Raw genomic sequence first — 14,424 nt, forward strand, 5'->3', positions numbered from 1 at the left:
CTGGCGAGAAACGCTGTCTGCATCCTAACAGGTATTGTTCCCGCGAACAAATACGTCTCGACATTCGCTAAGAATGAATGTGCCAATGGTTGTAGACAAATGTCTGAAGCAACACAGTTTTCATTGGTAACATGGATTGGTAAACTGTGTTAAATAATTATTGACTACACTTTAGGCTCCTGCATCATGTAATTCGAAAGTTTGCGTTCATGCGAAAAGTCATTCAATCAGTTGCTCTGTTAATAATTTCACTCGGCGCTGTGTCCAGCCTTCACGCTGCTGATTCCGGTTCGCTCGCATTACAGGAACCCTGGAATTCACAATATACCCAGGAGAATGCCACCGGTCCTCATGTTCTGGGACTGTGGACGTTTGATGATACTAATCCGGGTACTGATCTTTCAGGAAACGGAAATACGGCTTCCTTCAATGGGTCTGAAATTGAACCACAGGGGAAATTCGGTGCTGCGATGCGTTCCTTCCCCGGATTTCCCGTAGAGGATAAACGCCATTGGGCTTCCGTGAAAACGTCACCTCGTCTTTCACCGCGCGGTGCTTTCACTTTGGAAATGTGGGTCCAGCCTGAAGCCGATATTGAAAAAGCGGTTACCGCCTATCTGCTCGATAAAAAGTATGTCAGCCATAACGACTATCAACTCATCGTTAATCCGGCGGGGCGAACCGGAACCAGAACTTTGAGAGCCATTCTCGGTTTTGGTGACTTTTCTGAGACCTGGTATTCCGACCCGCTCAAGCTGGATCCAGGTACCTGGTATCACATTGTGTTTATGTATAACGGTGCCGGTCGAGGTCGATTTCTGGTCAATGGATTACCACACGGTGAAAAGACAGTCGCTGGCGTGGGAGCGATCACTCCCGGGACCAGGCCGCTTACTATCGGGGATCGTAACGGGAGTAATTATGGTGGCTTTCCGGGGCTGATTGATCAGGTGCGGATCAGTAGTGGGGAACTGGAATTTCGTCCGGTGCGCTTTGATCGTCTTACTCAGCGGTCCTGCTACATTCGGATGGAGCAGAACCCGTCGCTTGCCTTTCAGGTAACGAACCTGCAGCCGGAGTTGTTGTCAGAAGCGACTGTCACCTGGTTATTGAATGGCGACATTCAGGGGACATCCACTTTGAAAAATCTGGAATCAGGTAAACCCCAACAGATCCTGTTCCCTTTAAATACCTCCTTACGTCCGGACCAGTATGACTTGACGGCCCGATTGAAAACATCTGGTCCGCCACAGACAACAGCGGAGGCAGTGTTCCCGATTCAAATTGTAGGGCGTAAATTACCTGACCAGTTTCCCGTGATCATGTGGGGAGCCGGGATTGGTGAAATTGACCGCCTGAAAAAAATTGGTTTTACACATGCGGTGGCAACCAGGGTCAATTACGCAAAAGTACTGGAAGCGGGCGAACCCACCCTGGTAGATTCCGAAGAAAATGTCGCTAAGATGCGAGCCGGTCTGGATCGGGGGCTGGCCAATGGCATTTCGTTTTACGCATCATTGTCTCCTGGTTCTTATCTGAGATCTCGTGAAAAACTTCAACGTGTGAACCGGGATGGAACCACGCTTTCTTCACGCGAAGACATCTGCCCCCTGATTCCAGAGATCAAAGAGTTCACGTATAACGTGGGAGCTTCAGTAGCACAGACCTATCAGGATTATCCCGCGCTGGATTCTGCTCTACTGCATACTGAAGTTCGAGGTCATTCACGTCCCTGTTTTCATCAACATGACCGCGAAGCATTTAAGAAGTTTGCCGGAATAGAGATTCCAGCAGAAGCCGGTCCACCTCGGGGAGTTGACTATAAAAAACTGAAAAACTTCCCTTCGGACCGTGTCGTTTCTGACGATGACCCGCTCTATGTCTACTACAAGTGGCATTGGAAAACCGGTGATGGTTGGAACGAATTAAACAGTGATCTGGAACGGGGGCTGAATTCGACTGCTAAAAAATTCTGGACCTGGTATGACCCGGCGATGCGCGTGGCCAGTGTATTTGGCTCCGGTGGAAATGTGAATGTACTTTCGCACTGGACTTACAGTTATCCCGATCCGATTCGTATCAATGTTGTTGGTGACGAATTGTTTGCCATGGCCCGAGGGTCTCAAAAGCATCAGGATGTGATGAATATGACGCAGATCATCTGGTATCGATCACAGACCGCGCCGATTCCGAAAAAAACGGGTGACGGGCCAGAAGATCTGGCACATTGGGAGGAAGAACAACCAGATGCGGCTTTTATCACGATCTCTCCCATGCATTTGAGAGAAGCGTTCTGGGCTAAAATGTCACGACCCATCAAAGGCATTATGTACCATGGCTGGCAGTCTCTGGTGCCAACCGATGGGGCCGGCGGATATCGCTATACCAATCCTCAAACTCAACACGAATTGACGCGACTGATTCATGAAGTCGTACAGCCTCTGGGACCGGCTCTAAAAACGATGCCGGCAGCAAAGAATGATATTGCCTTCTATGAAAGTTTTGCCTCACAGGTTTTTGCCAGACGCGGAACTTATGGCTGGAACGGTTACTGGCTGGGAGACGCGCATCAGATGCTGCAGTGGGCCGGTTTACAGACGGATGTTGTGTTTGACGAAACAATCAATCAGACTGGACTGGATCAGTACAAGGTACTGGTGATGATGGATTGTGATGTGATTACAGAATCGATTCAGCAGGCAATTCAAGATTTTCAGACGCGGGGCGGGATCGTGATTGCCGACGAACGGGTTTCTCCTGCTGTCAAACCAGACATTCGAATTTCATCCTACACGCGATCCGGTAAAGCAGATCTTGATAAACAGGAGTTACAGAAAAAGGCTGCAGAACTGCGACAGGCACTGACTGGAAAGTACTCTCGTTATGTCGATTCTTCTAATCTGAATGTGGTTCCCTATTGTCGTCGTGCCTCTCATGCGGACTACATTTTTGTCGTGAATGACAATCGCGAATTCGGCGATTATGTCGGTCACCATGGTCGTGTGATGGAAATCGGACTCCCTGCAGAATCAACTTTATCTGTGAATCGCCAGGATGGCTTTTTTTATGATCTGGTTCAGCATCAGCAGGTCAATATGGAATTGTCGAATCAGCAGCAGACATCAAATGTGAAACTGGGACCCGGTGCAGGCGGGATTTATCTCCGCACAGATCAGCCGATCAAACGGGTGGCTGTTGACGTCCCCTCGGCATTGAAACGCGGGGAAGCCGGAACAGTTACGATTCAAGTTCTTGATGAGCAGGGGGCCCCGGTCGCTGCTGTCATACCTGTGGAAGTATCGATTGAAGATGCGGAAGGACGTGTGGCGGAAATGTCCGGATATCGTGCTCTTCAGGATGGCGAACAGAAATTCCAGGTACAGATTGCACCTAATGATAAAGCAGGAGTCTGGATCGTGCGGGTGAAAGAACTTGCTTCGGGCAAAAGTACCACATCCTGGTTTCGAGTTGCCGATGATAACAGCGCAGTGAAACCGCATGGTCAGAATATTAAGGGCTTTAATCCTGAACAGCCCGCCGGCTAGACTGTGTCCAGTTTAACTGTAGCGTCTCCGGGGCCATTCGGACCGAGTATATTAGATTGAGAGACACTATGGTTAAATGTGATACCCTCCAGGGAAAGTAACACTTTCGTCTGGAGCTGTCAGCGTTTGACTCAGCCTGACTGCCTGCTGCGCAACTGCTGTCTCGCGGATCGGATTCTGTCTCGATGACGAACTTCACGAAACATTAATTTATGGGATTTTCTATCTGAAAGGAGCGTTTGAAGCCACCTCTTTTTTCCAAGCCTTTCTTATCCAAAATAATTTCTTCATTTGTTCACAGCTTCTTAATAATTCACGCTTAAGATACATCTCATGCGAGATTGCTGTTTATTCAAGATCAGCAATCTCTTTGTCTGAATTCCGCAAAGCTCAGACTGGAAGCCAGAATCGTTACTCTAGAGCGCATCACATATAACCATAGCGTCTGTCAATCTAACATACCGGATCCAAATGAGCTTGGAGTCGCCAGGGTAATACAGGACAGAGAGTTAACTGTTATTAGAATATCTATGAGATGTACTCAAATCATTATTCATTCCAAATCGGTTCTTTGAACCTGGCATGATTTCAGGGCAATTATAAGTATCTCTCAAATGACTGAATCCGCACTTTTGTCTCAGGTGGCTGTTGAACAACCTGACTCTGCAGTGCGCAGCTTTCGCCAGTCGCTTCAGGCAGCCTGGCTCGTTGATCCCCGATACGATTTGCTCTTCCTGGCGAACCTGGGATGGCCATTACTGGTATTACTTCAGTGGTGGGGAGGCTTGGAGATTCAGAGTGGCATCAGTTTCTGGCAGGTCTATTTTATTACAACACCGCATCGCTGGATCACACCCGCATTGTTGTTTTTAGAGCGGGACCGTCTGCAGGCCAACAAGACGAAGTACATTCTGATTACGGTCTGTCTGTTGACGATTCCAATAGCGGTCAAGATTTCCACGGGGGCGCTCACCTGCCTGCTCACAATCGATTACATCTGGAATGCCTGGCATTTTGCTGCTCAACATCACGGCATCTATAGTATTTATGGTCGTAAATCAGGGGGACTTTCCCCCGGACGATTGCGGATTGATAAATGGCTGATGCGGGGCTTTCTGTTGTATGTAACGTTTCGAATTGCGAGCTGGGCTTCTGTGGGAACTGCTGCCAGCCAGGGGTGGGGAACTCTGGATTATGTCTTTGCTGTGATTCCAGTCTCCATGATTCTTAGGGAACTCTGGCAGCTGAGAGCGGAAACAGTGGGCCGATGTCTCTACTTTACCAGTGTGATGACATTGTATCTGGCAATGCTGGGGGCAGTGGCTGCTCAAAACCCGATGATGCTGCTGGTCCTGACGACGGCGTCCGCTTTGTTTCATTCCATTGAATATCTGGCAATCGTCAACTGGTCCGTCGACCGGACACGGAAATCCGGTCAATCGACGACACAACTGTTTAAAAAACTGATGCCTCGCTGGGGACTGATTCTGGCTGTGTTTGTCGTGATCCTGGGCATGGGAGCCTGGTTGATGGAATCTCATCTGCTGGAACTCTGGCTCACGGCCAATCTGATCATGGCGTTTCTGCATTATGCCTATGATGGCTTCCTCTGGAAATCAAGGAGGCCTGCGCGCGCATGAAACGTCAGAAAGGTTCTCTCGATACAACAATAGCTGCCGACGTCGAAATTAAAGGTACAGTGAATGTGACATCTGATAGCAGCCCGATAATTCTGCTGGCGATTATTCTAGCTTGTCTGACTGGCTGGTGGGTTTCCACAGTCCGTGACGCGGAAAGTCTGAGTCTGCCTTATCTGCGTGTCGATATTGCAATTGTCTGTTTCGTCTGCATGTTGCCACTGGTCATTCTGAGTTCTGACTGGCTGTTCCGTGTTTTCAGTCATCACAGTCCGCCTCTGTTTAAACTGGTTCAGATTATATTTTATACTGGCGCGGCAGGAATTCTGATCATGGCTTTGACCAGCAGTCATCCGAATGGCACGCTGAGCAGATACGATGCCTGGGAGTCCATGATTCTGCGACCTGTCCTGGCCTTCTGGCTGATGATGACTCTGTGTCTGATCGAAGGGCAAATCTCAAAAAGAGGAAAAACCTCTGAATCGAATTCTAAGCAGGGATTCCTGATCTGGGGGCTGGCTTTGATGACAGCGGTCCTGGTTCCAGCGATCTATATTCAATCACGGGTGAATGAAATCGTGACAACTGTTGAGGAATCACTGGGCAGTGGTCGCCTGGGGGATGCGCGACGTTTGACTCGCGAGGTCTGTGTACTGGCACCCTGGCAGAAAATTGGTGATCTACCCGCAGGTGATCTGGCTCGCGACCTGGATCGCAGCTGTTATGAAATCGAACGCAACCTCGGGTTTATGCAGCTTGAGCCCGTAGGTAGTGAAGAAGCCGCCTATCAACAGGCACGGCTATTGACCATTCTGGGAAAAGGCGAAGCAGCAATCCGACTGCTGGCTCCCTGGAAAGATCAGAAAACCGTGAGCCCACTCACCTGTCAGTTGCTGGGGAATATCTATCAGCAGCAGGAGCAGTGGGGAGAAAGTGAGCGGTGGTACCAGAAGTCCCTGAATGCCTGGAAACGATTGCCGCATTCAGAACAGCAACAGGCGGGGATTGTCTCTGCCTGGAAAGGGATTGCATTTGCTGAAAGGAAACGAGGGAACTATGAAGAAGCAGAAAGTGCGTATTTATCGGCGTTGTCACTGGCACCCACGGCTGACCAGCATTATTTGCTCGCGCAGTTTTATGAAGATACTCAACAGACAAGCAAGGCACGGGAACACGCTCTCCAGGCGATGGCATTGAATGCTGATCGCTATGGAAAATCCGGTCAAAAACTAATCACTTCATTACAGCAGCAGCACTTTGGTTGCCTGAATGTCTGGCGAGGAAACAGTCTCTGATTCAGGCCAGGCGAGGGGCCACTCGGGTCCTGCCTTTCTGTATTGTTCTGCAATTTCGGGGAGCATTGTCAGCCGATGATATCCCGGCGATGTGAAACATAGTCCCAGACGACGTAGCGGTCCAGATCGCGGCCGGCAGTGAAGAAGACGCGACCCTGCGTCGCTTCTGCCAAACGATGGGCAAACTGAATATCTTCACTGGATTGAGACCAGCTGGGAATCAGAAAGATGTTAATCGTGATGCCTTCGCGTTTGCATAAATGGGCTTCCCGCATCGTGGCAGCTTCGGTCTGTGGATCCGGCGGATAGAGCAGGTACAGTTGCTCGCCTTCAAAATGCGCAGTAGGTAGACCGTCAGTAATCAGAATGATCTGGCGGTTGGGTGTATCCTGAAGAGCGAGAAAATGTCTTGAGAGCTGCAGGGCATGTTGTATGTTCGTGAAGTGCGGTGGCACAATCTGCTCGCTGATATTTTCATCGCTCATGTCGACTTTCAGACGTACGACCGGATCAAATATGGTGACCGGTTTGGGCATCAACTCGACAATTTCTGCCGCCGTTCGCGGTTTGGCGAAGGTATACATCTCGATGAATTGCAGATAGTCGCCGGGGTATTCGCCTCGAATCAATGCTTCGAGCGCGAGGCCCATCTGCTTGACATTGACGTACTGACCTTCGTATCGCATCGACCCGCTCATGTCCATCAGCACGGTGGTGGCACATTTTGGTGTGTTACGGGTTTTATGAATCACGAGGTCATCAGATTTCAAGCGAATAGGTAAGCCGGGACCATCGCGGAGAATCGCATTCGTGAAGGACTGGGTGATGTCCATGTTCGAAACGGAATCTCCGAACTCATATGGTTTGGTGGTGGGAAGTTCTACCGCTCCTTCGCCAACAACCGGGCCTGTGTGTCGTCCGGTACGTGATGCCTGCAGGTCACTGAAGATCTTTTCCAGAATGCGACTCTGAAACAGACGGTATGCTTTGGGAGTCAGGCGAAACTGACCTTTAGAAAATTCGAGTCCCTGTTGATCGGCCATTTCCCGCATCAGGTCGCGGACCTGTTTCTGCAGAGCATTCAGCGTTTCCATGTCCCCGGGTTGTGTGAATTCGGACAGGGCTTCCATATCGATGATGGCGATCTGTGCGGTTTCGCGGGCTTCTTCGAGTTGCTTGAGCAGTTCGTCTATCTTCTCAAGCTCAGCTTTGATTTCCAGGGCTTCCGGAATCGTCATCGACGTTTGCCCGGTGAAGTAGTATTTGGATGCCAGCTCATCGATTTCGTATTTGTCGCCCAGGCGATCAACCAGTTGAACCAGGCCGCGGGCAAACGGACTGCTGTCATCTTCTGTTTTGTACCAGATCCGTTCCAGATCGTAGATCTGTTCTTCGCGGACCGCCTGTTGAAAGAAGTCCTTTAATCGACGTGGGGGCTGCATCTGTTTGGCATAATCACGATAAGAACGTCGGGCTTTTTTGCGGACGCTGTCAGTCTCATACGTTTCCAAGATTTTGCGTTTGCGCTCTTCCAACATGGCAACGAGCGCATCCAGGCTGGGTCCCAGACCTGCGATCTGGCTGGGATCCAGTTTGATGGCCCGTGCCAGTTCTTCCTCCGTCAATTCCCGCATGGAACCATAATACATCATGTGATTCAAAGCGGGAGATACCAGGTCGGGAGGGGGTTGCATCGGGTCGGGAATGCGTTTCGGGTCGTACTTCTGGTACGTATGGATAATCCCGCCGGTCAGTCGTTTATCAGACATAGTCGTATCTCAATCTCTCTTGGGAGAGTTGTCGTAGAAGTCGAGTGTGACGTTTATGTTTCATAGACAATGCGTCCATGATCCTGGGAACGCGAAATTTTACTATTGGCATACAGTCCCGCTAATACGAATTCGATGCAGGAGGCCCGGATGGATTCGTCACCCGAAGCATTGACTTCGAATGCTTTGTCCCAGACAGGGGGAACCCGTTTCAGTCGTTCTGCGTACTGGGAGGAGGGGAGCATGTCACCGACTTCAATTTTGATGCCCTGGGCAAAAATTTCGCCGATCTCTGCCAAGCCATGTTCGACGATGTATTCCTGGAAGACATCCTGAATTGCTTTGGCGATGATGGCATCAAGAACCTGACGTTCGGACATCTGGTTGGCGCCCATCAGATCGAGTTCCAGTTTTCCCAATGAAGAAGAATAGAGGTGTCCCAGGTCGCTGATGCGGGGGACCGCCGGTTTTTCATTGAGCACGGCACCTCGTCTGCGGGCGGCAGCAACCATCATTCGATAATTGGCAATACTGAAGCGGGCACTCACACCCGAGTCGTGATCAACGTATTTCGATGCCCGGGCGGCGACGGTAATCTGCTCGATAATTTCCCGCATGAAATAGGGAACCACGACGGGGACTTGGCCTTCCAGTTCCACGCTGGCTTCCTGCTCCATAATTTCAATTCCCAGGCTGCGATCACGGGGATAGTGAGTATGGATGACCGAGCCGATCCGGTCTTTCAACTGCGGGATGACTTTTCCACTACGGTTGAATGTTGATGGATTGGATGAAAACAGAATCAGCATGTCGAGGTCGAAGCGGATGGGGTAGCCGCGAATCTGCACGTCCCGTTCTTCCAGAATATTAAACAGACCCACCTGTACGAGTTCATCCAGTTCGGGAAGTTCGTTCATGGCAAAGATGCCGCGATGCATGCGGGGAATCAGGCCGAAGTGCAGCGCACTTTCTGCAGACATACTTTCGCCGTGCGCCAGTTTGGCCGGGTCGATTTCACCAATCACATCGGCGAATTTCGTACCTGGAGCGAGACGCTCTGCGTAGCGGTCTTCTCGAGACCACCAGGCGATGGGGACCTCGTGTTCAGGGGTATTCGCGATACACTTTTTCCCGATACTGGTGATCGGCTGATAGGGGTCGTCGTGGACCGGTGATTCCGGGATGTCCAGGTAGGGGATCTCCGGATCAAGAAATCGGATCAGTAATCGCATGATACGACTTTTCGCCTGCCCTTTTTCTCCCAGGAACAGCATGTCATGTTCTGACAGGAGTGCCAGGACAATATCGGGAATTACAGTATCATCATAGCCGACAATTCCGGGAAACAGTTCATCGCCGGTCTGCAGGGCCTGCATGAGATTATCATAAATTTCTCGTTTTACTGTTTTACTCTTCCAGCCGCTTTCTCGGAGTTCCGCCAGATTGGTGGGACGATTCATAAAGTTATCTCATTCCAGTTTGGATTAGTATTGTCAAGTAGATAATGAGCTGGGCAGGTGTGATCGGATACCTGCAGTCTTCACTTAATCATAGACAAAACAGGAGTCTCGACTATAGTGCAGTTGTTCATGATTGCCCGGAATCAGAAAAAAAGTATCGATGAATCAATTCGACACTTATGAATTTCTTCTGTCTGACCCGTACGGTTTGACCAGGATTGGTCTGCCCGCTTTACCTTGGATACATACTTTCGGTAAGATGAAGGACTTGATAATTTAATTTCAACAGATGAAGGACACTGCGATTTACTGTCAGATGCTGCTTAACGGAGGAGAGTTCAAGGGCAAACGTTATTTAAGCGAAAACGAGTTTAAAGCATCGACAACGCGACAGACGCCTGAAGCAGTTAAGCAAAGCTACGGACTGGGGCTGGCAGTCGGACCAGACTGGTTTGGACATGGTGGTGCGCACGCCACGAATATGGAAATTCGACCTGCAGACGGGCTCGTTACCATCTGGATGGTGCAGCATGGTGGATTTCCCGGAAAAGGAAAAGAAGCTCAGCGTGCCTTCAAAAACTGGGCACGCCAGAAATATGGAAAGTGAGTCGCGGGTGAGTATCTATCAACGTTTTGGTGTGGAGTCGATTATTAACGCCTGTGGCAGCGTGACTCGACTGGGTGGCGCACCGATGCCTGAAGAAGTGCTGGAGGCATTTCGACAGGCGTCTGAAGTCTCTGTTTCGCTAGAGCAGTTGCAGGCTGCAGCTTCACGTAAGATTGCCGAGCATACCGGTACGGAGGCCGGTCTGGTGACCTCCGGTGCTGCGGGAGCGCTGACACTGGGAGCGGCTGCGGTACTGGCACGGCATGATTTGAGGCGGATGGAACAACTGCCTCACTGTGACGGTTTTCCGCATGAGTTTATTATTGCGCGGGAACAGCGGAGCGGGTATGACCATGCAGTCAGGGCATCCGGGGCACGGCTGGTAGAAGTCGGTTTTAATGAAATTGTTTCGAATGCCGGAGTTCGACGCACGGAACCCTGGGAATATGCTGCTGCCATCAATGAGCAAACTGCGGGGATTGTCTATGTCCATGCAGCAAATTCACAGCCGGCGTTGAGTGAAGTTATCAAAGTCGCCCGGCAGCGGGGGATTCCGGTTCTCGTTGATGCAGCAGGAGAAGTGCCGCCACGCTCCAATCTGAAAGCAATTGCCGCTACGGGAGCCGACCTGATTGCCTTCAGTGGTGGAAAAGCAATTCGCGGTCCGCAGTCGACAGGTCTGTTATGTGGAAAGCGGGAATTGATTTCTTCTGCAGCTTTGCAACTGCTTGATATGGACGATCACGGGCAGTTGTGGGATCCTCCGGCCGACCTGATTGATCTGACAATGTTCGATGGTATTCCCCGGCACGGGATTGGACGCGCTCTGAAAGTTTCGAAAGAAGAGATTATTGCGTTGCTGACCGCATTAGAACTGTTTTCTTCCGGTGCCTACGATGCGCAGAACCAGGAGTACCGCCGTTGGCTGGAACAGATCGCAGGAGAGTTGGAACAGGCGAATGTGAATGCCGCCTGGTCTCTGGTAATACCGGAATGCAGTGAACGCTGGCCGCTGCTGGAGATTCAGATTGAAGAAGACAAAGTCGGAACAGCCTTTGATGTCTGCCGGAAATTGAGAGAGGGTACGCCTGTGGTGTATGTAGGTCATGCCCGGTTGCATGAAGGCCTGCTGTCGGTCAACCCACTGTGTCTAAGATCAGATCAGGTCAGTCTGCTGGCACAACGTTTATGTGAATTGCTGAAATAAGGTTTTCTTGAACTGGTCAGGGGTGAGCGGTCTGATTCGCATACGGCCAGTGGGTGGGCTTGTAATCAATGGCCAGATGAGGCGTTTCAATTCGTTTGCCGTCTGCTGCCAGACTATGCATGACGGCGTCCAGAATGCCGGTAGTCAGCAGCGTTCGCTCGACAGGATAGGCTGGTTCGCCTGTATGTATCATGTGTTCGATGGCCTGAAGCAGGTAGGCGAAATGACCGAACGGGGGCTTGAGTTCCAGTTTGAACCAGGTGGCCCGCGGTTTGTCTTCTCCTTTTAGTTTAACGGCGACAGCATAATGCCGACTGAGTCGATTTGCCATCGCGATCGTACTTTTTAAACCGTCCTGATGTTCCAGAAAATAGAACGCACTGTCATCTTTCAGGATCTCCTCCCAGTCTCCTTTGGCGACATTCGGGATTACATCCAGCGCCGCCTGCAGCATGGCCCGATCCCATTTTCCCTTCCGTCCGGCTTTCCAGATCTGTTGGCCTTGCGCGGTTTCCACAGCGGTAACTCCCACAGGACCTTTGCGATGTTCAATTAAACATTGTTGGGCTTCCAGCGAATGAAAGCCGTGGGCTTCAAAATTACCACGACCGATTGTCAGCACGGATTCAATTTCACAATTCTCGGGTAGCGTTAATCTCGGTTTGCGCCAGGCGACGGGCAGGGAAGAACCGGCCATCATGGGAAAATTCATTTTGAGTGACATATAGTACATGGCTTTGGCGTCCTCCCAGCGATAACCCATGTGTTTGTCATTATACACGGGAACCGACTTGCCATATTTCTTGAACGTGGCTGTGATTTCATCAAAGAACCGTTTACGGGGATACATGTGTTGTTTCGTGTCAGGTGTAAAAGGGTAGTTGCCATGTTCGCCGACAATCAGAACTCCTGCGACCTGGACCTGATCTGTTCCGAGCGTGATCGCTTCTTCAATCGTTCCTGCCAGAGGGAATTTGTATTTACGTGACAGGCTGCGGCTCATGTCCCTCGCCGGCACCTGATCGGTATAGAGTGCAGCCAGTTTTAAGTCAGGACCGACGCCTCCCTGTTGCTGGAAGCCTTCCAGGATTTTTCCGACCAGCACATCTGCATGCGAGTTCGGCGTGTATTCGGTCACTATAGCAGCAACTGGTAGCTTTGATCTTTTGGTGGTGCCAGCTGCAGGGACAGGTTGTGTCATCAACCAGGGGAGGGTGGCTGCGGAAGCCTGTTGCAACCAGGTGCGACGATTGATGAGACTCATGTTTTTGCTCCTCTCGGGGTCATCCTGACTGGTGAATCACTCTGAGCATAAGTGAATGCAGGAAATATCAAGGATGGTTTATGTTAACTATGAAGGATTGCCTGCTTTTCTACAAGTGTTTTTGGAGAAGCAGGCACAGTTACGGAGGTGAGAGCGTATTTCACGGGTGCTTCTCAAAAAAATAAGATTGACATGCAAGAACGTACTGTTATAGTACTGTGTACTCTTTGAGGTGAGTTTTTATGCATATCCGAATCGAACGTGGTTCTTCAACGCCGATCTCACGGCAGATCATGGAGCAGATCCGGGCACATTGCCTTTCCGGGACATTGCTGCCGGGAGACAGTCTGCCTTCCGTACGTAAGCTGGCATCGCGGCTGGGGGTGAATGTTAACACGGTGGTGCGCGTCTATGAGCGACTGGCTGCCGAGTCTTTGGTGGAAATGAGGCATGGGGAAGGCACTTTTGTATTACCCCAGGCTGCCTTCTCCGAAAATCGACAGCAGATGGCGGAGCAGCGGGAGCAACTGGAACGGGAATTTTCAGCGGTGGTTCACCAGGGGTTACTGCTCGGACTCACCGCGGCTGAACTCCGAAAGCTGTTGACGACCTCGATTGCAGAGTCGAAACGGGAATTAAAAACAGAAGCAGCAACGCGTCAATAACACGAGACAGAATTGGGAAAGTCATCTATTTCACAGGAGTCGAACGTGTCAGCAGCAGCCATCAAAATTGATCAGGTCCTAAAACAGTTTGGTAAGAATGTTGTATTGGAAGAAGTTTCACTGGAGATTCCCCGCGGCCAGACATTGGCGTTGCTGGGCAGAAATGGCGCTGGTAAGACGACGCTGATTCGCATGTTGCTGGGGTTACTCAAGCCGGATGCCGGTTCAATACAAGTGGATGGCTGCGATCCCACAAGGGAAGCGATCGAGTTGCGGCGTCGCGTCGGCTATCTGGCGGAAGATCAGACGATGTATGGTTGGATGACGGCGGTGGAATTGTGTCATTTTCTGAATCCCTTTTATCCGGCCTGGAATCAGTCGCTGGCAGACGATTATCTGGAGCGGTTTGATATTCCCCGACATCAGCGGATTGAACGACTTTCCAAGGGGCAGAACGTCAAGCTGGGACTGACACTGGCGCTCGCGCATGAGCCGAATGTGGTGATTCTCGACGATCCCGCTCTGGGACTGGATACGATTGCCCGCAAAGAATTTAACCGTGATCTGATTGAACATCTGCAGGCAGCGGGTCGCACGGTACTGTTCAGCTCACATCTGCTGGATGAAGTCGAAGCAGTGGCTGATGCTGTCGCAATTCTGGATGGAGGAAGAATCATTCGACAGTCTGCGACGGAAACACTGCGGTCCGAGGTCAAACGTTTTGTACTGAATTCGGTGGAAATCGCAGGAGTCATGCCTCCTCCCGGATTACTGGATGTCCGAGTGTGGGAGTCACAGTTCGTTGTGACCGTCGACGGAGCGGAACGGTTCGTGGAACAGCTGAATTCACTGGGTATCGAACATGAAATTGTGGAGTTGAGCCTGGATGAGATTTTTGAGTCGTTTGTGATTGGTCGTACGCAAGCCTGGCCCCAGGCGGGGATGCCCGTCGTTGTGTGAGCAATACTGCTGAAA

10 protein-coding genes are annotated in these 14,424 nt (G+C 50.7%); 7 read left to right on the plus strand and 3 right to left on the minus strand.

Annotated features, from left to right (window positions below; all coding sequences use genetic code 11):
• The first annotated feature begins 209 nt into the window (after positions 1 to 209).
• The 3 genes from GmarT_RS07205 (at position 210) to GmarT_RS07215 (ending at position 6,477) form a co-directional block, all read left to right on the plus strand.
• Positions 210 to 3,545: a LamG-like jellyroll fold domain-containing protein gene (locus GmarT_RS07205; protein WP_002646086.1), complete on the plus strand. Its 3,336-nt coding sequence runs from the start codon at positions 210 to 212 to the stop codon at positions 3,543 to 3,545.
• A gap of 614 nt (positions 3,546 to 4,159) precedes the next feature.
• The gene (locus tag GmarT_RS07210; RefSeq protein WP_002646085.1) at positions 4,160 to 5,185 is read left to right on the plus strand and encodes a hypothetical protein; all 1,026 of its coding nucleotides are present in this window, start codon (positions 4,160 to 4,162) and stop codon (positions 5,183 to 5,185) included.
• On the plus strand, positions 5,182 to 6,477 hold the full coding sequence (locus GmarT_RS07215; protein ID WP_002646084.1) for a tetratricopeptide repeat protein: 1,296 nt from the start codon (positions 5,182 to 5,184) through the stop codon (positions 6,475 to 6,477). Before GmarT_RS07210 ends, GmarT_RS07215 begins: the two co-directional genes overlap by 4 nt.
• Positions 6,478 to 6,545: 68 nt before the next feature.
• Here the strand turns inward: GmarT_RS07215 and GmarT_RS07220 are convergent, their stop codons facing one another.
• Both GmarT_RS07220 and GmarT_RS07225 read right to left on the minus strand, forming a co-directional pair.
• On the minus strand, positions 6,546 to 8,246 hold the full coding sequence (locus GmarT_RS07220) for a hypothetical protein (protein WP_002646083.1): 1,701 nt from the start codon (positions 8,244 to 8,246) through the stop codon (positions 6,546 to 6,548).
• Positions 8,247 to 8,299: 53 nt separating this feature from the next.
• Positions 8,300 to 9,706 (minus strand): magnesium chelatase ATPase subunit I, encoded by a 1,407-nt coding sequence (locus GmarT_RS07225; RefSeq protein WP_002646082.1) that lies wholly within the window; start codon positions 9,704 to 9,706, stop codon positions 8,300 to 8,302.
• 289 nt (positions 9,707 to 9,995) lie between these two features.
• On the opposite strand from GmarT_RS07225, the gene GmarT_RS07230 reads away from it, so the two are divergent.
• The gene (locus GmarT_RS07230) at positions 9,996 to 10,313 is read left to right on the plus strand and encodes a serine hydrolase (RefSeq protein ID WP_002646080.1); all 318 of its coding nucleotides are present in this window, start codon (positions 9,996 to 9,998) and stop codon (positions 10,311 to 10,313) included.
• Positions 10,273 to 11,520: an aminotransferase class V-fold PLP-dependent enzyme gene (locus tag GmarT_RS07235; protein ID WP_198139412.1), complete on the plus strand. Its 1,248-nt coding sequence runs from the start codon at positions 10,273 to 10,275 to the stop codon at positions 11,518 to 11,520. The genes GmarT_RS07230 and GmarT_RS07235 overlap by 41 nt, the downstream gene beginning before the upstream one ends.
• Before the next feature lie 16 nt (positions 11,521 to 11,536).
• Here the strand turns inward: GmarT_RS07235 and GmarT_RS07240 are convergent, their stop codons facing one another.
• On the minus strand, positions 11,537 to 12,784 hold the full coding sequence (locus tag GmarT_RS07240; protein WP_002646078.1) for a hypothetical protein: 1,248 nt from the start codon (positions 12,782 to 12,784) through the stop codon (positions 11,537 to 11,539).
• 242 nt (positions 12,785 to 13,026) lie between these two features.
• On the opposite strand from GmarT_RS07240, the gene GmarT_RS07245 reads away from it, so the two are divergent.
• Entirely contained in the window at positions 13,027 to 13,449 is a 423-nt protein-coding gene (locus GmarT_RS07245) for a GntR family transcriptional regulator (RefSeq protein WP_002646076.1), read from the plus strand.
• 45 nt (positions 13,450 to 13,494) lie between these two features.
• Complete coding sequence (locus GmarT_RS07250) at positions 13,495 to 14,409, plus strand: ABC transporter ATP-binding protein (RefSeq protein ID WP_002646075.1); 915 nt, start codon at positions 13,495 to 13,497, stop codon at positions 14,407 to 14,409.
• The last annotated feature ends 15 nt before the right edge of the window (positions 14,410 to 14,424 follow it).

Origin of the sequence: Gimesia maris (assembly GCF_008298035.1) — a bacterium.
Classification (GTDB): domain Bacteria; phylum Planctomycetota; class Planctomycetia; order Planctomycetales; family Planctomycetaceae; genus Gimesia; species Gimesia maris.

What these genes read in the sequence shown, in the direction of transcription:
- GmarT_RS07205 (WP_002646086.1), top strand. Translation starts at nt 210, where the DNA reads ATGCGAAAAGTCATTCAATCAGTTGCTCTGTTAATAATTTCACTCGGC.
- GmarT_RS07210 (WP_002646085.1), top strand. Translation starts at nt 4,160, where the DNA reads ATGACTGAATCCGCACTTTTGTCTCAGGTGGCTGTTGAACAACCTGAC.
- GmarT_RS07215 (WP_002646084.1), top strand. Translation starts at nt 5,182, where the DNA reads ATGAAACGTCAGAAAGGTTCTCTCGATACAACAATAGCTGCCGACGTC.
- GmarT_RS07220 (WP_002646083.1), bottom strand. Translation starts at nt 8,246, where the DNA reads ATGTCTGATAAACGACTGACCGGCGGGATTATCCATACGTACCAGAAG.
- GmarT_RS07225 (WP_002646082.1), bottom strand. Translation starts at nt 9,706, where the DNA reads ATGAATCGTCCCACCAATCTGGCGGAACTCCGAGAAAGCGGCTGGAAG.
- GmarT_RS07230 (WP_002646080.1), top strand. Translation starts at nt 9,996, where the DNA reads ATGAAGGACACTGCGATTTACTGTCAGATGCTGCTTAACGGAGGAGAG.
- GmarT_RS07240 (WP_002646078.1), bottom strand. Translation starts at nt 12,784, where the DNA reads ATGAGTCTCATCAATCGTCGCACCTGGTTGCAACAGGCTTCCGCAGCC.
- GmarT_RS07245 (WP_002646076.1), top strand. Translation starts at nt 13,027, where the DNA reads ATGCATATCCGAATCGAACGTGGTTCTTCAACGCCGATCTCACGGCAG.